Raw genomic sequence first — 25,853 nt, 5'->3', positions numbered from 1 at the left:
TCGCCTACGCTCGCCCCGTGCCCCATCCGGCGCCGGATCGGCGCGACCACGAGGTCCTGCTGAAGACGACGCTGGACGATGCCGTCAAAGGCCTCGCCGCCGGACGCCCGCGCGCCGCCCGTGCCGCCTTCCGGCTAGGGCTGATGCCGTTGGCACGGCGGTTTCGCCGCGAGATTGAGGACGCCGACGAGCTCATCGGGCGCCTCGGCCTCGCCGCCGGCGCAGATCAATTGCTGCGCGTCTACTCGGGCCCGGTCGCGTACAGCGGGCTGGAGCGTATCCCGGCCGAGGGGGCGCTGGTGGTCGTCGCGAACCACCCGGGCACCGTCGACACCCCGGCCGTGATGGCGTCCCTGGCGGTGCGCCGCGACCTCAAGGTGCTCGCCCTGGACCGGCCGTTCCTGCGCGCCGTCCCCCATCTCGCCGCGCACCTGCTCTACGTCGGGGAGTCGGTCGGCCACCGCGGCAGCCTCGTCCGGCGGGCGGCCGACCACCTGCGCTCCGGGGGCGCCGTGCTGACCTTCCCCGCGGGCGAGATCGAGCCCGACCCCGCGTTGAGAAGGGCGGACGCCGTAGCCGCGCTCGCGTCCTGGTCGCGGAGTCCCGAGCTACTGGCGCGGTTGGTGCCGGGCACGGTCGTGGTCCCGGTAGCTGTGGAGGGCGTCGTCTCGCAGCGGGCGCTGCGCTCGCCGCTGGCCCGGCGCCAGCGCACCCGCGACGACCGCGAACTCGCGGCGGCGACCCTGCAGATCCTCCTCCGCGACCGGACCATCCGCCCGCGGCTCGTGGTCGGGGAGCCGCTGCGCGGGCGTCCGGACGCCGCCGCGCTGGCGTCCGCGATGACGGCCTTGATCGGCCAAGCAGCCGGCTCCTGAGGCGGCGTCCGGACCTGACCTCGCCTCTGGCGCCAGGACTGCCGACCGCGATCACTGCACGGCGCGAGACGCCGAATAGGCCCAGGGACTGATCAAGAACGGTCCTGCAGGACGATGGTGCGGACCCCCACCGCCGCGCACCCTTGAGCGATGACGATCATCTTCTGCCTTGTCGCGATCGTGGTCATCCTGGCCACCGCCGCGACGCCGCTCGTCGCCGAGCTCTGATCAGCGCGCCACCTTGTTGTAGCGCAGGCAGTTCGGGCGGCACGCCGCCTCGAACGCGATCTGGAGGTTCTCGGCGACCTTGCCCTGCGCCCGCAGCGCGAACAGTTTGTTGACGACGCGGTCGCGCACGTTCGCCGGATCGATCGTGTTCAGGTAGATCTTCGTCGCACCTTCGAAGCCGGCCAGCGTCGACACCCGCCACTTGAGCATGACGCGCCAGGGCATCGCGAGGTCGACGTCCGCCGGCCGGTAGTGCCACTCCTCGTTGCACGGCACGTCGACGCCGGTCGCCGCGTGGGCGGCGTGAATCAGGTCGGACATCCCACGCACCTCGGCGTCCGTCTGCTCCCACGGGTCGGACGTCTCGCTCTTGGAGTAGATCTCGATCGTCGGGTAGCGATGCCCGAAGCCGGCGAACATGATCGCGTGCTCGTTCTCGGCGATCACCAGGTTCTTGTAGGACGCGTAATTCACCGCATCCTCGTTGAAGACGTTGGGGTTGCCGCGCAGCCGCATCAGCGCGTTCTCGTGCTGGACGCCCCGCTCGTCGATCGCCACCAGCTGCTTGTGCAGGTGGTCGAAGGACGCCCCCGCGGGTTTCAGCCAGTTCTGGAAAACGGCCACGTACCGGGCGTACCGGTTGAGGTCGTACAGGCCCTTGATCCCGTCGATCGTGAAGGCGGTGAACTGGTGATGCTCGTCCATCGTGAGGGTTCCGGACGCCGCCGTTTGCGTATCGTCCGTAGCCCCGTCGACATAGTGCCGGCGCGCGACGATGACGTCGTGGCCGCCGCCGAAGAATCCGGACGCCGCCGCGACCTTCTCCTCGACGCTCAGTTCGTCGATCTGCGCCGGCGTCTTGCCGGACGCCTTGAGCTTGTTGTCGATCACGGCCAGGACGTGGGCGAGCCCCTTCGGGTCTGCGAGGTAGGCGGCCTTGCGCTCGGCGATCCGGTCGGGCAGGACGTAGCCGTAGTTGGCGTTCCAGTAGTCGAAGCTCAGGATCTCGAACAGGTTCGGGATGCGTCGAAATTCAGCGACCGTATCGAACAGGTTGGCCGCAGGCAGCCGGTAGAGGGTCTCGTAACGGCCGTCCTCGTGCTGGACCACCCGCGACTTCTCAGGCGGCGTCTCCAGGTAGCGCTCGGCGCAAAAGGCGCAGTGCCGGGCGTGATCGGCCGGGTCCAGCGGCTTCGGGTCTGCGGTCATGATGCCCAGCGGACGGTTGCCGCGCCCGGGAACCGTCCAGACCTCGGTGCCGCTGAACGGGTTGAGCTGCTTGACCGTGCCGTCGGCCATCGTGCTCAGGTACTCGGGCGTGTGGCGGAACGACTGCAGCATCGGTGGTCCTGTCGTGGTGGTGCGTGCTCACGCTAGCCGAGTCGCAACGTCACGGGCGTCGACAGCACCGAGCGCGCCGAGGAGGCCGCGCCCCGCGATGGACCTACCGCACCAGGCGCCGACGGTGAGGCCCGCGTCGATCACGTGCGTCAACAACAACCTTGCGCCGACCGCGTCCGCATCACCAACAAACCGACGCCGACGGCGTCTCGAATGTCAGAACCAGCGACGCAGCTCGTCGACGGTGCCGCCCTCGGCGAACGGCCGCACGACGGCGTCCGCAGCCGCGATCACCTCGGGCGGGGAGTCGGCGAAGGTGACACCGCGTCCGGCCCAGGACAGCATCTCGATGTCGTTGCGCCCGTCGCCGATGGCGAGGACGTCGGAGGGACGGACGCCGAGGCGTCCCACCACGGACGCCAGCCCGGTCGCCTTGTTGACCCCCTCGGGCGCGATGTCGAGCCAGGCGGTGTAGCCGATCGAGTAGCCGACGCCGTTGAGTCCGAGCCGGTGGGCGAGGTTGATGAAGTCGTCGTCCGAGCCCTCCGGATCGCGCACGATGAGGCGCGTCGCCGGGTGGGCGGCCATGCGCTCCAGCGTCACGACCTCCACCTGACCGCCCAGCTCGCCCGGCGGGAAGGGCTTCGAGACGAGGTAGCCGCGCCCGACCTCCTCGACGCCGAGCAGCGCGGACGGGTGCTCCTCCAGGACGCGCGCAATCGCCTCGCGCGGATCGAACGTCACCACCTCGTCGACGTGCAGCGGCGGGTAGGTGACGAGCACCGCCCCGTTGCTCGACACGTGCGGCCCGGGCGGCAGCCCCAGGGCGTCCACGTGATGGACGGTCCCGTGCCAGCCGCGTCCGGTCGCGATGACGACGTGCACACCGGACGCCGCCGCGTCCCGTACCGCCGCGGCGATCTCGTCCGGGACGGTGTCGTCGTGCCGGACGAGGGTGCCGTCGAGATCGAGGGCGACGAGTTTCGGCTTCCACACGACTGTCACCGTGCCACAGTACGCGGCCGAACTCGACCGACCCACGCCGCGCGGGACGCTCAGATACCGGACAGCCCGACCGCCAGCACCAGCAGGAACAGGAGGAACCACCCCGCGATGGACAGGTAGCCGAGCACGAGGCCCGCGATGGCCATGCCGCGGCCGCCCTCGCCGGTCCGGTTGATCTGACCGAGCGACAGGTGCCCCAGGATCACCGGAAGGAGCGGAATGGCGATCAGCGCCGACACCAGCGAGATGATCGCCAGCACGTTCGTCGGGGCGACGATCGGCGGCGGGCCCACCCAGCCCATCGGGACCTGGGTGGCCTGCGGGTACGCGTTCCACTGCTGCACGGGGTACGGCTGCGGCGCAGGCGTCCGGCCGTACGCCGAAGGACCCGGGGTGGGGAAGGCGTCGTCGCCGGGGGTGTGCATGCCTCAACGGTACGCGGCGCACCGTCGGCGACAACATCGAGTCAGCGCCTGAGCGCCACGGGCTACTCGACGGCCTGCATCGCCTTCGCCGTGGTCACGCAGCGGGTGATCCAGTCGCGCTGTTCGGCGCTGAGCGGACGCCCCGCGGCGCGGGCGTCCCGGACCTCCCAGCTCACCCCGATCATCGACCGGACCACCACCCAATCGCGGCACCGCCGCTCGTCGAGCCCGGACGCGTCCACGAGCGTGTAGAAGCGCTCGCGCAGCGCGTTGCCGAGGTCGCCGGACGCCACCAGGTCGTCCCAGCGGTTCCACAGCATCGGCGCCAGCTCGTAGGCCGGATCGCCCGCGAATCCCTTCGGATCGATCGCCAGCCAGGGCTCGCGGCGTCCGGCCAGGACGTTGTCGTAGTGCAGGTCCCCGTGGACGATCGCGCTGGTCATCGCCCGATCGGACGCCAGCGCGCGGCCCGCGCTGAGCGCCTGCTGGACGAACCGCGGCGGGGCCGGAACGTCTCGCCCGAGGGCCGCCAGGTCGGCCAGCCACTCGAGCACGAACCCCGTCAGCCGAGGCAGGCGCGGCGTGGGCAGCACGTGCAGACGCGACATGAGGCGTCCGACGATTTCACAGGCGTCCAGCGGATCGAGCGCGTTCAGGTCGGCCGGCTCCAGTCGCTCGAGCAGCAGCGCCCCGCGGTGCGGATCCGCAGCCTCCAGCCGCACCGCGCCGAGCCCGCGCCAGGCCTTCAGCGCCTCGACCTCGCCGGCGTTGTCGCGTTCGCCCATGGACAGTTTCAACATCAGTCGGACGCCGTCGGCGCCCGTCACCGGCAGGACCAGCGCGCAGAAGCCGTGCTGCGGGGGGCCATCGGGGGTCAGGTCCCAGTCGGCGCAGACCTCGGACGCCAGCCGCGGCAGTCCGTCGAGCCAGGCCGCCCAATCGGGGCCGAGCTCGGCCCGCTCGGCGAGCCCGGGCGGGATCGCGATCACGCGGTCTCCAGCAGGCGGGCCAGGGTGCGGCGGGCCATCTCGAAGAAGGTCTGGTTGGTGTGCTCGTAGTAGTGCAGTCCGCCGATCGCCATCTCGAACGCCCAGCCCCTGCCGCGCTCCCAGGCGGCGGCGTCCAGCTTTGTCAGGTGGCGGAAGGCCGAGCGGGCCGGCTCGTCCAGGACGGACCAGGCGGGCGCGAGATCGGACGCGGGGTCGCCGAACATCGGCGCGCCGATGTCGATCAGCCCGGCGAGGCGTCCGTCGCGGACGATCAGGTTGCCCGGCACGGCGTCGCTGCTGAGGTGGAGGGCTGGCCCCGCGTGGGGCTCGGCCGCGAGGGCGCGCTCCCAGACGGCGGTCGCGGCGACGGCGTCGATCAGGTGAGCCGTGCGGGCGATCGAGGTGCGCACCCAGTCGGTGTCGGCCAGTGGACGGCCGCCGCGTCCGTTATGCGTCCAGTCGGCGCCGATCGGCAGGGCGTGAAACGCGTTGGCGAGGGCGGCGAGGTCGCCAGCCAAGGACTGCTGGTCTAGCTGGGGCGCCGCGTCCAGCGAGTCGCCGTCGACCCAAGTCCACAGCGACCACAAGCCCGGATAGTCGTCCCAGGGCTCGCCGACGGCGATCGGGCGCGGCACCTCGACCGGGATCCTGCGCGTCAGGAACAGCGCATGCTCGGCCGCGGCCCGCAGCCGGACTCGCGCGTCGGCGTCCGCACTCGGCACCAGGGGGACGCGGGCGACGAACGCCTCCCCGACGCGAAACGGCGCCACCTCCGTGCCCGCCGAAGGGACGCGCTCGATCCGCAGCCCGGCCAACTCGGGCACCTGGTCCTCGATCGCCCGAGCGACGGCGTCCACGCTCACCTCCACCTGCCGAGGATGCATCACGGACGCCATCCTCCCTCTCAACCCGGTTTTGAGCACTCTCACGCCACCTCGACGCGCCTATCCGGTGCCCAACGACCATGAGAGTGACGGTTTCCGGGTTGCCAGCCATAAGGCGGCCCGCCGCGGCGGCGGCCTTCCGACGTTCAGCGCTGGCGCAGACGGCAATCGATGAACTCGACGGCTCGGTAAGCCACCCCGATCGAGGGGATCGCTGAGGTGCCTCGCGGATGCGCTCTTCGGTACCTTCAGCGCTCTTTGCGTGGAAGCGCCGCCGTGCCTGACTTGAACATGCGGCTGATGAAGACCGCGGCAGTGTCGTCCGGTTGGGGAGCCCCGCGTTTGCGGCGGCCCTGGGCGGGCACCTGGCTCGGGTCGACGGTCTCCCAGGGCCCGGCAAGCGGATCCACGGTGATCTCGGACCACGCCCTCGTCGGGACGGCGTAAGGAGCCGCGGCTGGGACGGTCCCCGCGGGCAGTACGGCGATCTGTTTCTCGACCGGTCCGCGCCACGGGTTGAGCCACTCGGGACCAGCGTGGGGCTCAAGCAGGGGCTCCCCCTCGGGCGGCGGGAACTGCGCCAGGAGCACTGGCCCTTCGTCGGGTGGCGTCGACGGGATCTGCTGGTCGGCGGGCAGACCCGAGCCTACGGAACGATGGTCTCCACCGCCCGGGAACGTGGCTGCGAACCACCCCGCGAGAAAGGCGTCCAGGCCCGCGTGCGCCCCGACCCGGCAGCAGCGGACCGCCCCCGTGGCCAAGTCATAGGTGCCGACGAGCAGCGCGTCGGCGTCCAGAACCCAGACGCGCTCGACCGGCTCAAACTGGCGTTCGACGCGCCAAGGGGTGCTGGGGGGTGGGGCTTCCATCGGATTCCTGGGGTTGGCGGGCGAGCTGTTGCTGACCGTACTCATCCTCCGCCCCGGGCGCGGCGGGCGTGAAGAACTCGCGCGGGTGACAGCCCCTACCGGTAGGCCGGAGCGACGGCGTCCCAGGGCTGCGCCTCTTCCAACTCGGCGGCGAGGGCGAGGAGGCGTCCTTCGCCGCCGTAGGGTCCGAGCAGTTGGACGCCGAGCGGCAGGCCGTCGCTCGTGAGGCCCATCGGGATCGACAGCGCGGGGTGGCCCGAGACGTTGAAGATCGCCGTGTTGCCCACGATCGGCGTGGACTTCAGCAGCGATCGCACGGCGCCCAGGCCGTCCAGGAGGCCCAGCTTCGGGGGCGGGACCGTCATCGTCGGGACGGCGATCACGTCCCAGTCGGCGAGCAGGGCGTCCAGGGCCGCGGTCACCCGGCGACCTGCCGCCAAGGCGGCCTCGACGACCCTGGGCGTCGCCCAGCCGGACATGGCCACCGTCGCGCGAGTGCGCGGTTCCAGGCGTTCGGGATGCTCCACCTGGCCCGCCTCGACCCGCATGCCGGCGAAGAACTGCGGCAGGAAGGCCGGGGTCGGCACGGGCCAGCGGGGTTCGATGGGGGACGCCGCATGCCCGAGTCCGGCGAGCCGAGAGCCGAAGGCCGCCATGGCGTCCGAGACCTCGGGATCGACCTTGGCTCCGGGCATGACCGGTTTGGTGGTCCAGCCGACGCGGAGCCGGGGGCGTCCGGTGATGGCGCTTGTCAGCGGCTCTTTCAGGGGTGCGGCGCGGTAGCGGTCGGCGGGCAGGGAGCCCGCGATGGCGTCCAGGACGAGTGCCTGGTCGGCGACCGATCGCGTCAGCGCGCCGAGGACGACGAGGCCGAACCAGTGCTCGATCAGCGGCGACGGGGTGATGCGTCCGCGCTGGGGCTTGAGGCCGACGAGCCCGCACGCGGACGCCGGGATCCGGATCGAGCCGCCACCGTCCGCGCCGAGGGCGATCGGCACCATCCCGGACGCCACGGCAACCGCCGACCCTCCCGACGAGCCGCCGGGCGATCGGTCGAGAGCCCAGGGGTTGTGCGTGCGACCCCGGTCGAGGCCCTCGGTGTGCGGGAACTGCCCGAACTCAGGCATCGCCGTCTTGCCGACGATGATGGCGCCGGCGTCCCTGAGTCGTTTGATGACGTCCGAGTCGGACGCCGCGGGCGTCGAGTTGCCGCGTCCGCCGAGGGTGGTGACGAGGCCGGCGACGTCGTACTCCTCTTTGACGGCGACCGGGACGCCGGCGAGGGGTCCGTGGTGGCCGCGGCCGCCCGCATCCTGGGCGTCGGCTTCTGCTCGGGCTTGGTCGGCGCGGACAACGGTGAACGCGTTCAGGGCCGGGTCGTGGCGGGCGATCCGGGCGAGGGAGTGCTCAACGGCTGCTCGCGCGGTGAGGCGTCCGGAGCGGACGGCGTCCGCGATGACGGTGGCGTTCGGGATGGGTCCGGGTTGGTCGCTGACCATGGCTGCCTCGTTGATCGGATGAGCACCCCCATCGTGCTCCTGCCCGCGTTGGGACGGGTGGAAACTGAGATGACCAGGCATGCACCGCCCGCTCGACGTGTGACTTTGTTGGCGACTACGCCGACAAAGTCACACGTCTAAGCGATCGGCGTCAGGACCTCGCGTCCGCCGAGGAACGGGCGCAGTGCCACCGGGACGCGGACGGAGGCGTCCGCCTGCTGGTGGTTCTCGAGGATCATGATGATGGGCCGCGCCATCGAGCACAGCGTGCCGTTGAGGGTCGCGAGCGAGCTGACGCCCGAGGCGTCCCGCATGCGGATGTTGAGTCGGCGGGCCTGGAACTCGGTGCAGTTCGAGGTGGACGTGATCTCGCGGTACCGATCCTGGCTGGGGACGTAGCCGTAGCAGTCGAACTTGCGGGCGGCCGACAGGCCGAGGTCGCCGGACGCGACGTCGAGCACCTGGAACGGAATCTCGAGCAGGCTGATGAATTCCTTCTCGAAGCCGAGGAGTTTCTGATGCCACTCCTCGGCGTCCTCGGGACGGCAGTAGACGAACATCTCCACCTTGTCGAACCAGTGGACGCGGAAGATGCCCTTGGTGTCCTTGCCGTACGAGCCGGCCTCGCGGCGGAAGCACGGGCTGAAGGCGACGTAGGCGCGCGGGAGCGTGGCGGCGTCCAGGATCTCGTCTGAGTGGTACGCGGCCAGAGCCACTTCGGACGTGCCGACGAGGTAGAGGTCGTCGCGTTCGAGGTAGTAGACGTCCTCGGCGGCCTGTCCGAGGAAGCCGGTTCCCTCCATCGCGGAGGGCTTGACCAGCGCCGGCGGGATCATCGGCGTGAAGCCCCACTCGGCGGCCTTCTGCATGGCGAGGTTGAGCAGGGCGAATTCGAGCTGCGCGCCGACGCCGGTGAGGAAATAGAAGCGGCTGCCGGAGACTTTGGCGCCCCGGTCCATGTCGATGGCGCCGAGCGCCTCGCCGAGCTCGATGTGGTCGCGCGGGGTGAATCCCTCGGCGGCGAAATCGCGCGGGGCGCCGTGGGTCTCGATGACGTAGAGGTCGTCTTCGCCGCCGGTCGGGACGCCGTCGATCACCAGGTTGGGCAGGCGCAGCATCAGCTCGTCGAAGCGGGCCTTGGCGGCGTCGGCCTCGGCGGTGGCGTCCTTGACCCGCTGGGCGAGGTCCTTGGTGCGTTCGAGGAGGGCGGGGCGCTCCTCGGCGGACGCCTTGGGCACCTGGCGGGACAGGTCCTTCTGCTCGGCGCGCATGGTCTCGCTGGACGCGATCAGCTCGCGGCGCCGCTCGTCGGCGGCGATCAGGTCGTCGACAAGGCCGGACGCCTCACCGCGGGCCTCCAGCGAGCGCCGGATGCGGTCAGGGTCGGTGCGCAGAAGCTTCGGATCGATCACGAGGCGATCCTATCCGGACGCTCCGCGCGGACCTTTCTCCGGCCATGGCGGGCAGATCTGTCGGGTGTGAACGGGTAGGTCCAACGATCTTGCGCCGTCAACGGCGTTGGTCCGTCGATCCAGTCCCCCCATTGTGCGCGGAGGCATCACGGCAATCTGGCCAGGCGCCTCGGATCGCCGACGCTCTAACGCGCAGTCGTCCGGGCGACTGCTGGCCGACCTTGTCGCCGACGGCCTGCGCCCTGGCGTCCCGGCCGGTGCCGCTAGCCGACCCGGACCGCCTGCAGTTCGCCGACCTTGAGCGCCCTGGTCTGGCTGAGGGTGAGCGGGATGGTGCCGCTGTAGCCCATGGCCGACCAGTCGACCTCCCAGGTTCCGGTGGCCGTGATGGTGAACGACCCGCCGGCCGGGGACGCGTGTTGATAGGTGTGTCCGCAGGTCGGCGAGGTGCGACCGACGGCCGAGGACCCGGGGTAGGCGCTCATGCTTCGACACGTGATGGCGCCGGTTCCATCGCCCGGATCGAACGTGACCGACGTGCGAGTCGCCGCCAGGGTGAAGCGATAGCCGCTGCTCGTCATGGTCGCCGACTTCGTCCCGGGCTCGGTGGTCCACAGCCAGAGTGGGTGTCCGACCACGGCCATGTTCCACTCGTTGGCCGACGGGTCCGGGCCGACCCGGATCACCGGCCGATCGACGCTCATGGTGAGGACCAGTTGGCGGGCGATCGCCGACACGTCCGAGAACGACGGCCGCAAGGGCTGCGGCGACGCCGCCTGGACCGCCGCGATGTCCCGGGCCGTCGGGCAGGTGTACAGCGGACCCACCACACACTCCGGGATGATCGTCCCGATATGCTCGTCGACGTACACCCAGTCCCAGCCGTACCACCCGTAGAGCGGGTGCGGCTTTGGCCCGGAGGAACCCGACGAACCTGAACTTCCGCTCCCTCCACCGCCTTTCGCCCCCACAGTTTCGGGCACCCCATCCAGAACGATGCAGACACCTTCCGTGCATGTGGCGCTGGGAGAAGCCGATGCAGCATTGGCCGGCGCGAGGAGGAAGAAGAGGACAGTTGCGACAGCCGCCGCGAGTCCTTTCGTCTTGTAAGTCAGCATGTATCCCCCACGGTTCCCTCCTGATGCCAGAGCTTCAGGGGACCATCCGCGTTGCTGTAGAACGTGAAGACGTGGACAGCACGACCGTTGCCGATCTTCTTTGATCCTGAGTAGGTCTCCACCGTCGTTCCGTCAACGCATGACTCCATAGCCACGACAGTCTCCGGATAGGTCTTGCCGGGAGCGGGTCGGATGTAATTCAACACGTACTCGCCGCCAACTACGCGGATGTTCTGCGCTTTGTGACGTTCGTAGACAGACGCGAAACTCGCCACCATAGGTCCGCCAAGTAGGTCCTTCATCTCCGGCGTCATAAGTGACCCCGCACGCGAGATCTTCTCGTCCTCCGCGAGGAAGGCTCGGTACACGCGCTCAGCCTCGCGGTAGAGGGCGTCCTGTTTCTGCTGCTCAGCCTGCTGGGCGGCTTGTTGCTCCGCGGTGCAGGGGGTGGGCGTGGCACCGGGCGTCGCCGTGCACACCGGCGCTGGCCCCGTCGCCACGGGACTCACCGTCACCGAGGGCGACCCCGTCGGCACCGGCTGACAGGCGGCGAGCAGCATCAGTAAGAGCGCTGCTCCTGCGACGGCACCAGGGTTGCTGTGCATCTCGACTCCTGGGGTACGGATCGGGGCGATCAGTCTTGCACGCGCTTCACGGAATGAAACGCGCAAGCCGACTTATCCACAGCCCCGAACTTCGCTCTGCCGTGCGGATCCGAGACCACAAACCCAGAGTCAGTTCACGGCGTCCGAGTTCTCGAGACGATCGATCCATAGTCCACACCGGCACCCACATCGGCCGGCGCCCCGGCGTCCGGACTACTGCCCCAGAATCGAATCCAGCCAGCGGTCGGCGTCCTCGAAATCTTCTTCGGTGAAACCGCGGGCGATGCGCGGCATGACGGCGTCCGCGCGGGGGTACGAGCCCAGGAACGACACCTTCTTGCAGACCCGATGCAGGCCCTTCAGCGCCTCGGCCATGCGGGGCTCGAGGACGTGGCCCTCGGCGTCGATGGAGAAGCAGTAGTCCCCGAGCGACTTCTTGGTCGGACGCGACTCGATGCGGCACAGGTTGACCCCGCGTCCAGCGAACTGCTCCAAGATCTCCAACAAGGCACCCGGATGATCCGCGTGCATGAATGCCACCAGGGTCGTCTTGTCCGAGCCGGACGCCGCCGGCGGCCGTCCCGGACGCGCCACCAGCACGAACCGCGTCAGCGCGTGCTTGTTGTCGGCGATGTTGTCGGCGAGCACCTCGAGCCCGTACAAATCGGACGCCACCCGCGCACACACCGCCGCCTGGTACCGCGACTCCGGGTTCGCGACCTCCTCGGCCGCCGCCGCGGTCGACCCACCCTCGGTGACGTGCGCGCCCTTGACGTGCTTGGCCAGCCAGTCGCGCGTCTGCGCGTGGGCATGCGGATGGGTCAGGATCTTGCGGACGTCCGCCAACTTCGTCCCCGGACGCGCGCACAGGACGAACGCCACCGGGATCACCACCTCGCGCACGATCATCAGCGGATCGTCCCCGGCCAGGTTGTCCAGCGTCGCCGACACCCCACCCTCGACCGAGTTCTCGATCGGCACCAGCGCCGCGCGCACCACCCCTTGTCGCACCGCGTTCAGGGCCAGCGGCACCGTGTCGAACGGCATCGTCTCTTCGCCGTCGTTGATGCGCAGGAGGGCCTGTTGGGTGAAGGTCCCAGGGGGTCCGAAGTAGCCGAGCACGTCCGCAGTGTAGTGAGGGCCGTTCGGACGCCGACCGTCGCGTCCACGGGGCGCGGGTGGGCGCTACGAGCAACAGTTGTACGGCGTCGAAGCAGTCCGCGCAGCGATGGCGCCGAACTCCGGGCCGAGGACCATGGCCCCGCGATCAGGACGGTTGAGTCGAGGATGATCCCAACCCCGGCGATCAAGGTCGCCAGGACCATGAAGGCGAGGAACGTCCAGTTCAACTCCGAGTCGTCGTAGGCGCGTTGCGTGACGTCCAGCCAGACCATGGCATCGCTGCCGCTTCCCGGGGCATCGTGTTCGGCGCGGCAGTCCAACCGCGAGGCCCCCGCCTGAATCGGCTGGAGGGCGATGCCTCCTTCATGGTGCAACTCCCGGGCGACCAGGGTCGAGACCAAGGCGTCGGCGCCCTCGCGGGCGACATGAGCGACGATGACATCGCCTTCCGGACGCACCGAAGCGCCGGGAAACCTGGACAGCGTGCCGACGGCGTCCGACGCCTGCAGGATCGTCATGACCTCGTCGGACGCCGCAGTCGGCAGGCTGATGCGCAGTTCGAGCATCGCCATGGTGACAGCCAGCCAACCAGGCGGGCCACCCCCTCGGCTGGCCGCCTCAGCCCCTGAGGCGTGCCCAGCCTCGCCGAACGAAAGCCCCAGTCGGCAACTCGTGTCCGGCGCGCCACCACCACACCGCGATCCACACCAGGACGCCCCACTGGACGACCGAGCAGAGCATTTCCCGCAGCAGCCACGACATCCAGGTCAGCTCGGGTCCGAGCACGACCGCGCGGGCCGTGACATGAGCGACGGACAACGACACCCCGCGCCAGATGAGCATCCGGTCGACCCGGTTGGCGGCCAGCAGCGCCAGCGGCGCCCAGGCGATCAGGTCGTACCAGGGCAGCGTCCAAGGGGACGTGATCACCCACGCCGCGCTCAGCACGGCCGCCGTGCGCACCGCCACGGCCTGCTGGTCGGTCTCAGCCACCACCGGTGTCAAGGTGTCGACCTGGGTATGGCGTGGTTCTCGATTGGGCTTTTCGGGGTTTTCGGCCCGAATTTCGGATCGAGAACCACGCTGTACCGAAAAGTCCTCCGAGACCCCGTCCCACGGCAGGACCCGTGACAGCATCCAGGCAATGACGACCAGCAGCACCCAGCCGACCTTCGTGACGATCGATCGGGCCAACTCCTCGCCCGTGAGCCCCTGCAGCACGAACACCACCGGCAGCCCCCAGGACCCCTGCGAGATGTACCCCGTATTCCGGGACGCCGCGAACAGCGCCTGCGGCACGAGCCCGTAGGCCACGGCCAACGGCAGCAACGCCCCTAGCCCCAGCGCCAACAGCCGCCGCCAATCCCGCCGGTAGCCCCACGCCAGCGCGAGACCGTAGAAGACCAGCGTCACCTTCACGGTCCCCGCCAGCCCGATGAACACGCCCGTGACGAACGCGCTCCGCCGCACGGACGCCAGCGCGCACACCGCGAACACCACACACAGCGCCTCGTTGTGCGCCCCCGCGACGACGGCCCAGATCACCAGGGGGTTCAGGACCGTGAACAGCACCGCCCGCGCCTGCCGGACCTCGTCGCCGCCGGCCATCGCCACCAGCACCGCGCCGATGACGAGCAGCGGCACCATCCCGAAGACCTGGAGCCACCAGACGACGTCGTGCATCGACTCCCCGCCGAGCACGTTCGCCAACCACTGGGACGCCGTCGCGAGCGGCCCGTAGACCGAGGGCGTGTCCTGCCACGGGCCCTCCGTCCAGGCCAACAGCGGGTCGAACGTGCGCGACAGCACCGCCGCCGGCGTCACCGCGTACGGGTCCACCCCCAGCCGGACCAGCCGTCCGTACGCCGCGTACATCAGCACGTCCGCGGACGTCAGGGGCGCCACTAACACCGTGAGCACGTTCAGCGCCGCGCCGAGCCCGAACAGCCGCTTCCAGCCCGGACGCCAGCCGGCGTCCAACGCCCGCAGAAGCACCCACAGGCCCAGCCCGCCGAGGATGATCCCCCACCACAAAGCCACCGTGACCGGCCACTCGTGCGGCGTCCCGACCGGAAGCCGCCACGGCGGCAGCCAGCCTTCCGGACCCAGGTTCAGCGTCACCACCGACGGCCCCAGCGCCGCGACCACGATCGTGACAAGGGCGGACGCCACCACGAGCGACAGCCCCACCCGCGGGGAGGAGAGCCGCGGGACGGCGTCCGGCCAGCGCGCAGCGCGTTCGACCACCGCCTTCACCCTCACTGGGATCCTCCGCTCCTCGCGGGCATCAGGCTACTTCGTACGCCCTGCGCCGCATGCCCGCCACCGCTCCGCTCGCCACCGAGTGTGTGGTGAGCTGTGGACGCCGTTTCGCGCGATTGCTGGGAAGCGTCCTCGTCACAGCGCCTTCGCGGTGGCTGTTCGCGAGGGCGAACAGCGCAACCCCGGAGTCGGCACGCGACGCTGACCTACTTCAGCAGCTTCGACATGCGCCGATCGGCCAGGATCTTGCCGCCCGTCTGGCAGGTGGGGCAGTAGTTGAGGAACGAGTCCGCGAACGACACCTCGGCGACCGTCGTGCCGCACGTCGGGCACGGCTGCCCCTTCTTGCCGTGGACCCGCATGCTGTTGCGCTTGTCGTCCTTCAACTCCTTGGGCGGCAGCCCGGACGCGCGCTCGATCGCCCCCGCCAACTCGTCGCGCATCGCGCTGTAGAGCCGGTCAACGTCCTCGGACGCCAGCGTGCCGGCCAGTTTGAACGGGCTCAGCCCCGCCGCCTGCAGGATCTCGTCCGAGTACGCGTTGCCGATGCCCGCGAAGATGCGCTGATCGCGCAGGACGCCCTTCAGTTGCGTCCGGCCGTGCTCGCCCAGGACCTCCCCGAAGTCGTCGACCGTGAAGTCGGACGCCAGCGGATCAGCGCCCAGCGTGGCGATTCCGGGCACATCCTCGAGCCGCGGGACGACGTAGATCGCGAGCTTCTTCTGGGTGCCCGCCTCGGTCAGGTCGAAGCCGATAGGGGAGGCTTCGACAGGCTCAGCCAACGGTGCCCCCTCGTCCAAGCCTTCAGGAGCCTGCCCTGAGCCTGTCGAAGGGTCGAACCCCATCCGCAGCGCGATAGGACCCTTGCCCGGACGCGCCGGCGCGACCGGCACCGTGTCGTACCAGCGCAACCAACCGGCCCTGGCAAGGTGGAACGCGAGCCAGGCGCCGTCGACGCCGATGCCGATGAACTTGCCGCGCCGTTCGACCCGCTCGACCTCCTGGCCGAGCAGCGACGACAGCGGCATCGCGAACGCCTTGAGAGCACTGAAGGCCGCCAACTCCGCCCGCGCGACCGTCGCGCCGACCAACTCGCCCGCCAGGAATCGGCGCAGCCCCTCAACCTCGGGCAACTCAGGCAACTCTCCCCCAATCAGGCGTGGGCACGTCCAAAGCCTCGCTCAGCAGGCGCAGGTAGTCCACCCGGTCGACCTCGACGGCGCCCAACGACTCGAGATGCGGGGTCAGCCACTGCACATCCAAGAGCCTCTCGTGCCCGTCCGACAGAAACGCCACCAGTGCCAGCAGCGCGACCTTCGAGGCGTCCCGACCGATCACCGGGTCGTGGAACATCGACTCCCCAGCGAACAATCCGCCCAGGCTGACCCCGTACAGACCACCGGCCAACTGGCCGGACGGCGTCCAGACTTCGACCGAATGAACCGCGCCGGCGGCGTGCAGTTCGGTGAAGACCCGGACGATGTCGGAGTCGATCCAGCCGTCCGGACGCCTCGGGTCGCCACACCGGGCGATGACCTCGTCGAACGCCCGGTCGACGCTCACCCGGTAATGCCGCGCCGACTTTCGCAAAGACCGCGTGACCCGCAGGTCCCCGAGCGGCAGAATCGCCCGGCGCATCGGCGACCACCAGCCCATCACCCCCTCGGGCAGCCCGGCGTCGTGCAGGGGCATGGGGAACGCGCCGGCACAGTACGCCTCAAGCGTCAGGGGGGCGTCGAACTCGGCCGTGAGCGCGACGAGATCCTGATCGGGCCACTCCGACCACGGACCCAACACCCCCGACAACCGCACAGCCCGCATCCTCGCAGACGCGTCCGACAAGACTCGCCCCGGACGCCGCACGAGCCGCCGCCGGACGCCGTCCTTCCACAGCCCTTCCCGCGCCGCCTACCCTGGGGACATGGACGCCCAAGAAGCCAGCAAGATCCTGGCGACGCGCGGCCCCGAAGTCGGGGGCAACGTGCTCCGCCAACTGCTGGACGCCGCCATCAACGGCATCGGCAAGGTGCCGGGCGCGAAGGCGACGGCGGCCCACGCGCTGGTCAAGCACGGGTCGGCCGAGCCCGCCATCGACGCCCTGGTCAGCACCCACGTGCGCATGGCGACGGCCCAAGGCGTCATCACCAACCTCGGCGGACTCTGGACCGCTCCTCTCCTTCTGCCCGCCAACATCGCCGGATTAGCCATGGTCCAGAGCCGCCTCGTGGCGTCCATCGCGCACCTGCGCGGCTACGACGTGGACGACTCCCGCGTCCGCACGGCCATGGCGCTGTGCCTGCTCGGCGAGGTCGGCGTGACCGGCATGATCGAGCGCAACGAGATCCCGACCACGCCGCTGGCGATCGCGACCGCCCCGATCTTCGACGCGTCCCTGGACCAGCTCGTGGCCGCCGAAGTCTTCGGCGATCTGTCCGGACGCCTCGGCGGCCGCCAGGCCGTCGTCCTGTTGGCGCGGCGTATTCCGGTGTTGGGCGGCGGCGTTTCTGGCGCGTTGGACGGCTGGTTCACCAGCTCGGTCGGCGCCTACTGCCGCGAGCAGTTCCCGACCCGGCGGCGGTTGACGGCTGGTCCGGCGAAGGCGTCCGAGTCGACCCCGTCTGACTAGACCGGACGCCGCGGGCGCCGGTCCGAGTTCGCCTGGGCGCTCCCGGGCCGAGTTGCCCAGGAGGGCACTGCCGTGGCTACCCGAGCTCGTAAGCCGACATGCCCCAGGGGCTTCGACAGGCTCAGCCAACAGATCCCCGGAACCTGGCACTGAGACCACGCGGCCAACTGACCACAGGCGAGGCAGCGCGACGGCGTCCGACTTACTTGTGACCCGTTGACCACCCGCGGCGATAAAGTGATATCATATAGATAGCAGTCACCCCACAGCGGAGGTCACCATGTCCACCACCATCGAACGCATCGACGACCAGGAATCCAGCGGCGGAGAGGCCGCGGGACGTCCGGTCGGCCACGACGGCACCAGGGTCGAGGTCAGCGAGTTTCGCGCCTGGACCATGAACGGCTACCTCGCCTTCTTGGTCGCCTTGGCCTCGGCCATCGGCGGCGCCGCCCTGATCGTCAACGCGGCAGTGCGCGACGTCAGCGAGCCCAGCAAGGTGCTGGCGACCATCGGCGGCGCGCTGCTGCTGTTCCTGCTGGCCGGCCTGATCGGCAGCTCGCTGGTGATCGTCAGCCCCGGCGACACCAAGGTCGTCCAGCTCTTCGGACGCTATGTCGGCACCATCCGCAAGACCGGCCTGCTGATGACCCTGCCCTTCACCCTGAAGCGCAAGGTCTCGGTGAAGGTGCGCAACTTCGAGACCCACGAGCTGAAGGTCAACGACGCGGACGGCAACCCGGTCAACATCGCCGCGATCATCGTCTGGCAGGTCGCGGACACCGCCAAGAGCGTGTTCGCGGTCGAGCAGTACGCGGACTTCGTCGCCGTCCAGTCCGAGTCGGCGCTGCGTCACGTCGCCACCTCGCACCCCTACGACAACGCCGCCCCCGGCGAGGAAACCCTGCGAGGCTCGACCGACCTGGTCGCCCGCGAGCTGGCAGAAGAGGTCGCCGCCCGCATCGCCATCGCCGGGCTCGAAGTCATCGAGGCCCGCATCTCGTCCCTCGCCTACGCAGCCGAGATCGCCCAGGCGATGCTGCAGCGCCAGCAGGCGACGGCCGTCATCGCGGCCCGCGAGAAGATCGTCGAGGGCGCGGTCAGCATGGTCCAGAACGCGCTGACCAAGCTCGAAGCGGACGACATCGTCACCCTCGACGACGAGCGCAAGGCCGCCATGGTCTCGAACCTGCTCGTCGTCCTGTGCAGCGACTCGCGCGCGACCCCGGTCGTCAACACGGGCAGCCTGTACACGTAAGCATGGGCAAGCCCGAGCGAAAGGCCGTCCTGCTGCGCCTGGATCCGTCCGTTCACGACGCCCTGGCGCGGTGGGCGTCCGACGACCTGCGCAGCCTCAACGCTCAGGTCGAGTCGCTCGTGCGCGATGCCCTGAAGAAGGCCGGACGCCTCCCCGGCGACGCGGGTCCCCTGCCGCGCCGGGGGCGTCCACCGAAGTCGGACGCCGACGCGAGCGAGCCCGCGGCGTCCGACAGCGCGTAGGTTGTGGGAAGCCTCAGAACTGGGCCACCGTCCGCGCCGAGCGCGTCAGTCGTCGTCGAACTCGCGCGTGACGCGCGGGCCGATGAGGCAGGTCACCTCGTAGGTGATGGTCCCCATGCGCGCGGCCAACTCGGCGCAGCCGATGGACTCGTGCCCCGAGGTTCCGAGCAGGACGACCCGATCGCCCACGGCCACGGCCGGCAGGTCGGGGCCGAGATCGACCATGGTCTGGTCCATCGAAACCCGGCCCACAATCGGGTACGAGCGACCGCGGATCAGGACGCGTCCGTTGTTGCTGAACAGCCGACTGAAGCCGTCGGCGTAGCCGACCGACACGGTGGCGATCCAGGTGTCGCGAGGGGCGGACCAGGTGCGTCCGTAGCTCACGGACTCCCCCGCGCGGACCCGCTTCACGAACGTGACGTACGTCGTCCACGAGATGCCGGGCTCGACGTCGACGGTCGGTTCGCTATCAGCGTCGGGCAGGTACCCGTACGCGAGGACGCCGGGGCGCACCATGTCGAACCACGAGTCCGGATGCATCAGGACGCCTCCGCTGTTGGCGAGGTGCTTCAGCGGAATCGGGCCGCGGGCGTCCTCACAGGCCTCGACGACGCGCCGATACTCGGCGATCTGCCCGGCCGTGAACGACCGCCCCGACTCGACGTCGCTGACGGGCAGGTGCGAGTAGACGCCCCCCAGGCTCAGGTTGCCGGCGGCGTCGATCCGGTGGCACAGGTCGGCGGCGACGTCCGGCTCGCAGCCGATGCGCCGCATGCCCGTGTCGACCTTGAGGTGCACGGACGCCGTCCGTCCGGCCTTCCGCGCGGCGAGTTCGGCGGCGTCGATGGTGTCGGCGTCCACGACGGTCAGCGTGATGTCGGACGCGACCGCAGCCTCCCGCTCGCCCGCCGTCACGGCTGGCGAGAGCTTCATGATCGGCAGTGTCACGCCGGCGTCCCGCAGCTCGAGGGCTTCGGGGACGGTGGCGACGCCGAACCAGTCGGCGGTCCCCGTCGCCTGCGCCATGGTCGCGACCGCGGCGGCGCCGTGCCCGTAGGCGTCCGCCTTGACGGCGAGCAGGACCCGGCGGTCCGGCCGGTCGGCCGTCACGCGCGCACGGATGCGCTCCAGATTGCGCCGGATCGCCCCCAGGTGGGTCGTGGCGGTGGTGTCGTACAGCACAGGGACAGTTTTACCGCGAAACCGGCGATGACGAGACGTCGCCCAAGGGCTGCCCTGCGCCGCGTCCGACCTTCGGCGACATTCCACCCGGTCGGTGTCGGGCTGACTGGCTGGCCCGGGTCCTGAACACCGATTCCGTCCCTCCCAATGCAGCGATGGGCGAGCTCGGGCCCGGATGCTGCCGCTGAGAGTGACGAAAATCGGGTCGGACGACGGCCCACGCTGACGCCTGCCAGACTGACGGCATGATCCGCTGCGTCGTCTTTGATCTCGGCCAGGTGCTCTCGTCCCCCGCCGGCCTTCACACCGAGCCCGCCGCCCTGCTGGGCGTCGAGCCGTCGGCCTACGAGGCACGCTACTGGGACGGCCGCGTCGCCTACGACCGCGGCGGCACGGACGATGCCTACTGGGGTCCGCTGCTGCGCGACCTGGGGCGTCCGGACACGCCCGAGTCCGTCCGCGCCCTCGCCCAGCTGGACGCCCGCCTCTGGGTCGACGGGATGCGTCCGACCGCCCTGCAACTCCTGCGCGACGTGCGCGCAGCCGGACGCCTCGTAGCGATCCTGAGCAACGCCCCGTTCGCCCTCGACCTGGCCCTCGCGGACGCCCCCTACGCGGACGCCGCCGACTATTGGTTCGTCTCGGCGTCCATGGGGGTCACCAAGCCAGATCCGGCCGCCTACAACCGCGTCGAAGAGGTGACCGAGCTGACGGCGTCCGAACTGGCCTTCATCGACGACCGGCCGGCGAACGTCTTCGGGGCGCGCCAGGTCGGCTGGCAGGCGCACCTGTACGTGGACGACTCCGACACGCGCGCCTGGCTGCGCGAGATCGGCGTCCTGGCCTGAAGCCGACCCAAACAAGGGGCGGGTTCAGTACTGGAGTACCAGTACCAAACCCGCCCGTTGTTTGGACTCAGCGACCAGCGGTCGCGACCATGACCGCCTTGATGGTGTGCATCCGGTTCTCGGCCTGGTCGAACACGATCGACGCGTCGGACTCGAACACCTCATGCGTCACCTCGTAGCCGTCGGCGCGTCCGGTGAGCTCGAGCATGTCCTTGGCGACCAACGTGCCGAGGTCGTGGAACGCCGGCAGGCAGTGCATGAACTTCGCGTGCGGGTTGCCGGTCGCGGCCATCACGGACGCGTTGACCTGGTAGTCGCCGAGCAGCGCGATGCGCTCGGTCCAGACCTCCTTGGGCTCGCCCATCGAGACCCACACGTCGGTGTGCACGAAGTCGACGCCCTTGACGCCGGCCTTCACGTCATCGGTGAGGAGGATGCGCGCGCCCGTCTCGGACGCGATCGCCTGGGCCTGCGCCACCACGTCCGCGCCGGGCTGCAGCGACTCGGGCGCGACGATCCGGACGTCCGAGCCCATCAGCGCGCCCAGGACCAGCAGCGAGTTGCCCATGTTGTAGCGCGCGTCGCCGAGGTAGGCGTAGGAAAGCTGGGCGCCGGGCTTGCCGGACGCCTCCAGCATCGTCAGGCCGTCGCACAGCGCCTGGGTGGGGTGCCATTCGTTAGTGAGTCCGTTCCAGACCGGCACGGACGCCGCGGCCGCGAGCGCCTCGACGGTCGCCTGCGCGGAACCCCGGAACTCGATGCCTTCGTAATAGCGGCTCAGGACGCGTCCGGTGTCGGCCGTGGACTCCTTGTGGCCCATCTGCGAGCCGGACGGGTCCAGGTAGGTCGAGCCGGCGCCCTGGTGGTTGGCGGCGACCTCGAAGCTGCAGCGCGTGCGCGTGGACGTCTTCTCGAACAGCAGCGCGACGTTCATGCCCTCCATGCGGCGGCGCTCGCGTCCGGCCTTGCGGTCAGCCTTCAACTGGGCCGACAGCTCGAGCAGGTAGGTCCACTCGGCGGGACTGAAGTCGACTTCCTTGAGGAAGTCGCGGCCGTGCAGGTCGATGGTCACGTCTGATCCTTTCCACCCGCCTCAACAGCGGTTACATAAGTATGGGTCATCATACATATCCATGCTTCGTGTCCGGTTGCTCCTGGACGCCGCACAGTGTGACAGCCCAGCCTGCCGGAAATCCGGACGCTTGAGCACCCAGAACACGACGGACGCCGCCCCGGCGACCCTTCACCATTCACACCCGCGCGCACGCGGGTGCACCAGCCACGGGTCTCCGGGTGAAAACGTCCCTCTTGGCCGTCGTGACAGGATGCTCGGCATGATCGGCGGCTTCATCTTTCGCTTCTTCGCGACGTTCCTGGCGCTCGGCGCGGCGACGTTGGTCGTCCCCGGCATCTCGATCAGCGGCAAGAACCCGACCGCCGACGTCGGAGCCCTCATCGGCGTCGCCGTCATCTTCGGCATCGTGAACGCCGCCGTGAAGCCGCTGTTCCGCTTCTCCCACGCACCCCTCGCGCTGATCGGCCTCGGCATCGCGCTGCTGATCGTGAACGCTGCCCTGTTGCTGCTGACCTCGTGGGTCTGCACCCAGGCCCACATCCCCTGGCGCGTGGACGGCATCCTGGCCGCGCTCCTCGGGGCTTTGGTCGTGGCGACCGTGTCGTTCCTGGTCAACGCCCTGTTCGGACGCCGTGGCGAGGTCCACCGATGAAGGTCATCTTCGTCTGCTGGGGCAACATCTGCCGCTCGCCGATGGGCGAGCGGGTGGCCCGCAAGCGCTTCGCCGAGGCCGGTCTGGGCCACGTCGACATCACCTCGGCCGCCGTCAGCACCGAGGAGCTCGGCAACCCCATCGACCGCCGCGCCCGCGCCGTCCTGGACCGCCACGGCTTCGATTCCGGCGGCCACCGTGCCCACAAGATCACCGCCGCCGAGATCGCGGGCGCCGACCTCGTCCTCGGCTTCGAGCCCATCCATGTGAGCCGCATGAGGGCGATCGCACCGGAGGCGTCCCAGCTGGCGTTGGTCACGGACTTCGATCCGGACGCGGCCCCCGGTTCCGGCATCGACGACCCCTGGTACGGCGACGCCGAGGGCTTCAACGACACCCTGGCCTCGATCGAAGCCGCCATGCCGGGCATCATCGCCCGCGTCCGCGGACTGCAGAAGTAGCATCGCGGCATGCACATTCTCGTTGTCGACGACGACCAGGCGGTCCGCGACTCGTTGGCGCGGTCGCTCAGCTACTCCGGCTACGAGGTCGTCACGGCCCCGGATGGCGTGGCGGCGCTCGCCCAGTTGTCGGCGGCGCGTCCGGACGCGGTGATCATGGACGTGATGATGCCGCGGCTCGACGGCCTCGAAACCACGCGCATGCTGCGGTCGTCCGGCAACGATGTGCCGATCCTGATCCTGACGGCGCGGGACGCCGTGGGCGATCGCGTCGACGGCCTGGACGCCGGCGCCGACGACTACATGGTCAAGCCGTTCGCGCTCGACGAGTTGCTCGCGCGCCTGCGCGCTCTGACCCGGCGCACCAAGGCCGAGGCGGCCGCGGAGGCGGCCGGCGGCGTCCAGGCTGGCGCTCAGGTGCTGTCGTTCGAGGGCCTGACGCTCGACCTGCAGACCCGCGAAGTCACCCGCAACGGACGCCGCATCTCGCTCACGCGGACCGAGTTCGCGCTGCTGCAGACGTTCCTGGAGAACCCGCGCCGCGTCCTCGAACGCGGCTGGCTGCTCAACGAGGTGTGGGGCTTCGACTTCCCGACGACCGCGAACTCGCTCGAGGTGTACATCGGCTACCTGCGCCGCAAGACCGAGGGGCCGGACGAGACTCGCCTGCTCCACACCGTGCGAGGGATCGGCTACGTGCTGCGCGAAACCGCGCCGTGATCGGACGGCTGCGCGCCCGCCTGTCGGATCACCGACGCGGGCTGCAGGACCGGCTGGCGTTGCTCATCGCCGTCGCCGTCTTCTGTTCCGTTGCCGTCACGGGCGCAGCCGCCTACCTGATCACCCTCACCGCGGTGAATTCCCAACTCGATGCCGAGCTGACCCAGGTCGGCAACATCACGGCCGAGATGTTGCACGACGACATCGAGACGATGGGCGGCATCAACGAGTCCGCGTTGCAGGCGGCAAACGTCAACCTCGAGGTGCTGCGCGCCGACAACCGGCTGTTCCAGCTGCCCGGCAAGCCCAGCTTCGTGACGCCTGCCGAGCGCGCGATCGCGATGACGGGCGAGGGATCGTCCACGCGGACGGGCTACTCGAAGACCGGCGTCCCCTACCGGATCGTCGCCGTGCCGCTGGTCGACACCAAGTCGCACTATCAGTACGCGCTGGTGCTGGCGCGTCCGCTGGGGTCGACGATCGCGGTCATGAACAGCCTGCTGCTCTCGCTGTTGCTGGTCGGCGCACTCGCGATCGTCGCGGCGGCGGCCGTCGGATACGTCATCGCGCGGGCGTCCATCGACCCGCTGCGTCAGCTCGGCGTCGCGGTCGCGCAGGTGACGGCGACGAACCGGCTGGTCCCGGTGCCGGTGGACGGCAACGACGAGGTCGCCGACCTCGGCCGCACCTTCAACCGCATGCTCAAGGCCCTGGACTCGTCCCGCGAGCGGCAGCGCCGCCTCATCGCGGACGCCGGCCACGAGCTCCGGACGCCCCTCACCTCGATGCGCACCAACGTCGAGCTGCTGGTCGCGGACGAGAAGTCGGGCATGCTCCCGCCGGGCGCGCGAGGCGAAATCCTGCGCGACGTGGCCGCCCAGCTTGGTGAATTCACGACGCTGATCGGCGACCTGGTGCAGCTGTCACGCGAGGACGAGGTCCAGCCGCACCCGGAGCCCATCGACTTCCGGGACGTGCTCAACAGCGCGCTGGCACGCGTGAAGCGCCGCGGCGGGCCCGGCATCGGCTGGGACGTCTCGATCGAGAACGGGCTCTACCTGCTCGGCGAGCCGGACGCCCTCGAGCGCGCCGCCACCAACCTGCTCGACAACGCGGTCAAGTTCTCACCGCCCGAGGGCACGATTCACGTGTCGCTCGTCGGCGATCGACTGCGGGTCGCGGATGAGGGTCCGGGCATCACCGAGGCCGACCTGCCGCACGTCTTCGAGCGCTTCTACCGCTCCGATCAGGCCAGGACCGCCCCAGGATCCGGCCTCGGCCTGTCGATCGTCGCCCAGACCATCGAGGCGCACGGCGGCTGGGTCAAAGCCGGACGAGCCCCCGAGGGCGGCGCCGAGTTCCAGGTTCGGCTCCCCGGATCGCTCACGCCCCCCGAAGATTCGGACGCCGACGCGTCCGACTGGGACACCGGCAGCCTCCCGAGGTTCGTCGATTAACGCGGGCTGATTCTGTCCAAGCCCGAAGGCTGAGCCTGTCGAGGCCCGACGGCGTACACCGCCGCGCTCGAGCGCCTTCAGGACAAGGTCGAGGCTGTCCCGGTCGAGGACATCCGCGCCGCGATCTCCGACCAGTTGGGGGCGTCCGTCTCGACGCTCTTCACCGAGGTCGACGACAAGCCGCTCGCGTCGGCGTCCCTCGCGCAGGTCCACCGGGCGACGACCCGGACGGGCAAGGACGTGGTCGTGAAGGTGCTGCGTCCGGATGCGCGCGAGGTGGTCCGGGCCGACCTCGAGTCGCTGTCGCAGCTCGCCGACTGGGTGGACGCGAACACGCCCGCGTGGCCTCCCCAGTCCGCGGCACACTGAGCGTATGGAGTGGCTGCTGATCGCGATCGCCGTAGCGGGCGTCGCCGCGTCCGTGATGCTGCAGCAACGGCGTCCGGCGGCGAAGATCCCCGACACGGCCGAGGAGTTCCTCGCCCTCACCCTCGGCGGCAACGGCGAGCTGTTCGGGGACGCCCCCGGCGTCCCGTTCCCGGGTCCGCGGGCGCGGACCTGGGCGTACGGCGTCCTGCACGAGGCCGGGGTGGACGCCGACGCCGACCCGTCGTACGCGGCCGGCATCCTGATCAAGGCACAGCCGAAGCTGACCAAGGCGGACGCCGACGCGCTCATCCGGACGATGCTGTAGT

27 protein-coding genes and 1 pseudogene are annotated in these 25,853 nt (G+C 70.0%); 11 read left to right on the top strand and 17 right to left on the bottom strand.

Features of this window, described 5'->3' with window-relative positions:
* Window positions 1-17: 17 nt before the first annotated feature.
* Entirely contained in the window at window positions 18-875 is an 858-nt protein-coding gene (locus FN821_RS08400) for a 1-acyl-sn-glycerol-3-phosphate acyltransferase (RefSeq protein ID WP_131172157.1), read from the top strand.
* A 228-nt stretch (window positions 876-1,103) separates the two neighbouring features.
* Here FN821_RS08400 and FN821_RS08395 read toward each other — a convergent pair whose 3' ends face one another.
* From FN821_RS08395 to aat, 15 genes are all read right to left on the bottom strand, one after another.
* Entirely contained in the window at window positions 1,104-2,444 is a 1,341-nt protein-coding gene (locus FN821_RS08395) for a DUF4921 family protein (RefSeq protein WP_131172156.1), read from the bottom strand.
* 216 nt (window positions 2,445-2,660) lie between these two features.
* Window positions 2,661-3,449 (bottom strand): HAD family hydrolase, encoded by a 789-nt coding sequence (locus FN821_RS08390; protein ID WP_131172155.1) that lies wholly within the window; start codon window positions 3,447-3,449, stop codon window positions 2,661-2,663.
* 50 nt (window positions 3,450-3,499) lie between these two features.
* Window positions 3,500-3,874, bottom strand: coding sequence for a DUF4190 domain-containing protein (locus FN821_RS08385; RefSeq protein ID WP_206662054.1), 375 nt, complete (start codon window positions 3,872-3,874; stop codon window positions 3,500-3,502).
* A gap of 62 nt (window positions 3,875-3,936) precedes the next feature.
* Window positions 3,937-4,863 (bottom strand): aminoglycoside phosphotransferase family protein, encoded by a 927-nt coding sequence (locus tag FN821_RS08380; RefSeq protein WP_206662053.1) that lies wholly within the window; start codon window positions 4,861-4,863, stop codon window positions 3,937-3,939.
* Window positions 4,860-5,747 carry a phosphotransferase gene (locus tag FN821_RS08375; RefSeq protein WP_241660171.1) on the bottom strand — a complete coding sequence of 296 codons (888 nt, stop codon included), beginning with the start codon at window positions 5,745-5,747 and terminating at the stop codon, window positions 4,860-4,862. The genes FN821_RS08380 and FN821_RS08375 overlap by 4 nt, the downstream gene beginning before the upstream one ends.
* 248 nt (window positions 5,748-5,995) lie before the next feature.
* Window positions 5,996-6,616 (bottom strand): hypothetical protein, encoded by a 621-nt coding sequence (locus FN821_RS08370; protein ID WP_131172153.1) that lies wholly within the window; start codon window positions 6,614-6,616, stop codon window positions 5,996-5,998.
* A 95-nt stretch (window positions 6,617-6,711) separates the two neighbouring features.
* Entirely contained in the window at window positions 6,712-8,115 is a 1,404-nt protein-coding gene (locus FN821_RS08365) for an amidase family protein (protein ID WP_165489302.1), read from the bottom strand.
* A gap of 137 nt (window positions 8,116-8,252) precedes the next feature.
* On the bottom strand, window positions 8,253-9,527 hold the full coding sequence (gene serS / locus FN821_RS08360; protein ID WP_131172151.1) for a serine--tRNA ligase: 1,275 nt from the start codon (window positions 9,525-9,527) through the stop codon (window positions 8,253-8,255).
* Between the two features lie 263 nt (window positions 9,528-9,790).
* Entirely contained in the window at window positions 9,791-10,399 is a 609-nt protein-coding gene (locus tag FN821_RS08355) for a hypothetical protein (RefSeq protein ID WP_131172150.1), read from the bottom strand.
* A 239-nt stretch (window positions 10,400-10,638) separates the two neighbouring features.
* Complete coding sequence (locus tag FN821_RS08350; protein ID WP_131172149.1) at window positions 10,639-11,250, bottom strand: hypothetical protein; 612 nt, start codon at window positions 11,248-11,250, stop codon at window positions 10,639-10,641.
* Window positions 11,251-11,463: 213 nt separating this feature from the next.
* A complete protein-coding gene (gene pheA, locus FN821_RS08345) occupies window positions 11,464-12,372 on the bottom strand; it encodes a prephenate dehydratase (protein WP_131172148.1) in 909 nt (302 codons plus the stop codon).
* Window positions 12,267-12,944: a hypothetical protein gene (locus FN821_RS08340; RefSeq protein WP_131172147.1), complete on the bottom strand. Its 678-nt coding sequence runs from the start codon at window positions 12,942-12,944 to the stop codon at window positions 12,267-12,269. Before FN821_RS08340 ends, pheA begins: the two co-directional genes overlap by 106 nt.
* 46 nt (window positions 12,945-12,990) lie before the next feature.
* The gene (gene mptB, locus FN821_RS08335) at window positions 12,991-14,619 is read right to left on the bottom strand and encodes a polyprenol phosphomannose-dependent alpha 1,6 mannosyltransferase MptB (protein ID WP_131172146.1); all 1,629 of its coding nucleotides are present in this window, start codon (window positions 14,617-14,619) and stop codon (window positions 12,991-12,993) included.
* A gap of 221 nt (window positions 14,620-14,840) precedes the next feature.
* On the bottom strand, window positions 14,841-15,776 hold the full coding sequence (locus tag FN821_RS08330; RefSeq protein WP_131172145.1) for an Fpg/Nei family DNA glycosylase: 936 nt from the start codon (window positions 15,774-15,776) through the stop codon (window positions 14,841-14,843).
* Window positions 15,769-16,446, bottom strand: coding sequence for a leucyl/phenylalanyl-tRNA--protein transferase (gene aat / locus FN821_RS08325; protein ID WP_241660164.1), 678 nt, complete (start codon window positions 16,444-16,446; stop codon window positions 15,769-15,771). Before aat ends, FN821_RS08330 begins: the two co-directional genes overlap by 8 nt.
* Before the next feature lie 109 nt (window positions 16,447-16,555).
* On the opposite strand from aat, the gene FN821_RS08320 reads away from it, so the two are divergent.
* The 3 genes from FN821_RS08320 (at window position 16,556) to FN821_RS08310 (ending at window position 18,760) form a co-directional block, all read left to right on the top strand.
* Window positions 16,556-17,260: an EcsC family protein gene (locus tag FN821_RS08320; RefSeq protein WP_131172143.1), complete on the top strand. Its 705-nt coding sequence runs from the start codon at window positions 16,556-16,558 to the stop codon at window positions 17,258-17,260.
* A 280-nt stretch (window positions 17,261-17,540) separates the two neighbouring features.
* Window positions 17,541-18,518: an SPFH domain-containing protein gene (locus tag FN821_RS08315; protein WP_131172142.1), complete on the top strand. Its 978-nt coding sequence runs from the start codon at window positions 17,541-17,543 to the stop codon at window positions 18,516-18,518.
* A 2-nt stretch (window positions 18,519-18,520) separates the two neighbouring features.
* Window positions 18,521-18,760, top strand: a complete 240-nt coding sequence (locus tag FN821_RS08310; RefSeq protein ID WP_131172141.1) for a type II toxin-antitoxin system antitoxin — start codon at window positions 18,521-18,523, stop codon at window positions 18,758-18,760.
* Window positions 18,761-18,805: 45 nt separating this feature from the next.
* Here FN821_RS08310 and alr read toward each other — a convergent pair whose 3' ends face one another.
* Window positions 18,806-19,945 (bottom strand): alanine racemase, encoded by a 1,140-nt coding sequence (alr, locus tag FN821_RS08305; RefSeq protein ID WP_241660163.1) that lies wholly within the window; start codon window positions 19,943-19,945, stop codon window positions 18,806-18,808.
* Window positions 19,946-20,190: 245 nt separating this feature from the next.
* Here alr and FN821_RS08300 point away from each other — a divergent pair, with 245 nt between their 5' ends.
* Window positions 20,191-20,793 (top strand): HAD-IA family hydrolase, encoded by a 603-nt coding sequence (locus FN821_RS08300; RefSeq protein ID WP_131172140.1) that lies wholly within the window; start codon window positions 20,191-20,193, stop codon window positions 20,791-20,793.
* Window positions 20,794-20,860: 67 nt separating this feature from the next.
* On the opposite strand, the gene argF is transcribed toward FN821_RS08300, so the two are convergent.
* Window positions 20,861-21,865, bottom strand: a complete 1,005-nt coding sequence (gene argF, locus FN821_RS08295) for an ornithine carbamoyltransferase (protein WP_131172139.1) — start codon at window positions 21,863-21,865, stop codon at window positions 20,861-20,863.
* A gap of 262 nt (window positions 21,866-22,127) precedes the next feature.
* On the opposite strand from argF, the gene FN821_RS08290 reads away from it, so the two are divergent.
* The 6 genes and pseudogenes from FN821_RS08290 to FN821_RS08265 all read left to right on the top strand — a co-directional run bounded on the left by FN821_RS08290 (window position 22,128) and on the right by FN821_RS08265 (window position 25,852).
* Window positions 22,128-22,520: a phage holin family protein gene (locus tag FN821_RS08290; RefSeq protein WP_131172138.1), complete on the top strand. Its 393-nt coding sequence runs from the start codon at window positions 22,128-22,130 to the stop codon at window positions 22,518-22,520.
* Window positions 22,517-22,981, top strand: coding sequence for a low molecular weight protein-tyrosine-phosphatase (locus FN821_RS08285; RefSeq protein WP_131172137.1), 465 nt, complete (start codon window positions 22,517-22,519; stop codon window positions 22,979-22,981). Before FN821_RS08290 ends, FN821_RS08285 begins: the two co-directional genes overlap by 4 nt.
* Window positions 22,982-22,990: 9 nt before the next feature.
* Window positions 22,991-23,701, top strand: a complete 711-nt coding sequence (locus FN821_RS08280; protein ID WP_131172136.1) for a response regulator transcription factor — start codon at window positions 22,991-22,993, stop codon at window positions 23,699-23,701.
* On the top strand, window positions 23,698-25,158 hold the full coding sequence (locus tag FN821_RS08275; protein WP_131172135.1) for a sensor histidine kinase: 1,461 nt from the start codon (window positions 23,698-23,700) through the stop codon (window positions 25,156-25,158). Before FN821_RS08280 ends, FN821_RS08275 begins: the two co-directional genes overlap by 4 nt.
* Before the next feature lie 84 nt (window positions 25,159-25,242).
* Window positions 25,243-25,527 (top strand): annotated as a pseudogene (locus FN821_RS08270) (AarF/UbiB family protein); the annotation flags it as partial.
* Window positions 25,528-25,531: 4 nt separating this feature from the next.
* Window positions 25,532-25,852 carry a hypothetical protein gene (locus FN821_RS08265; protein ID WP_131172133.1) on the top strand — a complete coding sequence of 107 codons (321 nt, stop codon included), beginning with the start codon at window positions 25,532-25,534 and terminating at the stop codon, window positions 25,850-25,852.
* The last annotated feature ends 1 nt before the right edge of the window (window position 25,853 follow it).

The organism is Propioniciclava tarda, from assembly GCF_900182665.1.
Taxonomy (GTDB): domain Bacteria; phylum Actinomycetota; class Actinomycetes; order Propionibacteriales; family Propionibacteriaceae; genus Propioniciclava; species Propioniciclava tarda.
The sequence above is the reverse complement of the archived record's forward strand: the minus strand, read 5'-3'. Positions and strand labels throughout refer to the sequence as shown.

What these genes read in the sequence shown, in the direction of transcription:
- FN821_RS08265 (WP_131172133.1), top strand. Translation starts at nt 25,532, where the DNA reads ATGGAGTGGCTGCTGATCGCGATCGCCGTAGCGGGCGTCGCCGCGTCC.
- FN821_RS08370 (WP_131172153.1), bottom strand. Translation starts at nt 6,616, where the DNA reads ATGGAAGCCCCACCCCCCAGCACCCCTTGGCGCGTCGAACGCCAGTTT.
- FN821_RS08395 (WP_131172156.1), bottom strand. Translation starts at nt 2,444, where the DNA reads ATGCTGCAGTCGTTCCGCCACACGCCCGAGTACCTGAGCACGATGGCC.
- FN821_RS08320 (WP_131172143.1), top strand. Translation starts at nt 16,556, where the DNA reads ATGGACGCCCAAGAAGCCAGCAAGATCCTGGCGACGCGCGGCCCCGAA.
- FN821_RS08315 (WP_131172142.1), top strand. Translation starts at nt 17,541, where the DNA reads ATGTCCACCACCATCGAACGCATCGACGACCAGGAATCCAGCGGCGGA.
- FN821_RS08280 (WP_131172136.1), top strand. Translation starts at nt 22,991, where the DNA reads ATGCACATTCTCGTTGTCGACGACGACCAGGCGGTCCGCGACTCGTTG.
- FN821_RS08350 (WP_131172149.1), bottom strand. Translation starts at nt 11,250, where the DNA reads ATGCACAGCAACCCTGGTGCCGTCGCAGGAGCAGCGCTCTTACTGATG.
- FN821_RS08375 (WP_241660171.1), bottom strand. Translation starts at nt 5,747, where the DNA reads ATGCATCCTCGGCAGGTGGAGGTGAGCGTGGACGCCGTCGCTCGGGCG.
- FN821_RS08310 (WP_131172141.1), top strand. Translation starts at nt 18,521, where the DNA reads ATGGGCAAGCCCGAGCGAAAGGCCGTCCTGCTGCGCCTGGATCCGTCC.
- FN821_RS08365 (WP_165489302.1), bottom strand. Translation starts at nt 8,115, where the DNA reads ATGGTCAGCGACCAACCCGGACCCATCCCGAACGCCACCGTCATCGCG.
- FN821_RS08300 (WP_131172140.1), top strand. Translation starts at nt 20,191, where the DNA reads ATGATCCGCTGCGTCGTCTTTGATCTCGGCCAGGTGCTCTCGTCCCCC.
- FN821_RS08385 (WP_206662054.1), bottom strand. Translation starts at nt 3,874, where the DNA reads ATGCACACCCCCGGCGACGACGCCTTCCCCACCCCGGGTCCTTCGGCG.
- FN821_RS08340 (WP_131172147.1), bottom strand. Translation starts at nt 12,944, where the DNA reads ATGGCGATGCTCGAACTGCGCATCAGCCTGCCGACTGCGGCGTCCGAC.
- FN821_RS08285 (WP_131172137.1), top strand. Translation starts at nt 22,517, where the DNA reads ATGAAGGTCATCTTCGTCTGCTGGGGCAACATCTGCCGCTCGCCGATG.
- FN821_RS08290 (WP_131172138.1), top strand. Translation starts at nt 22,128, where the DNA reads ATGATCGGCGGCTTCATCTTTCGCTTCTTCGCGACGTTCCTGGCGCTC.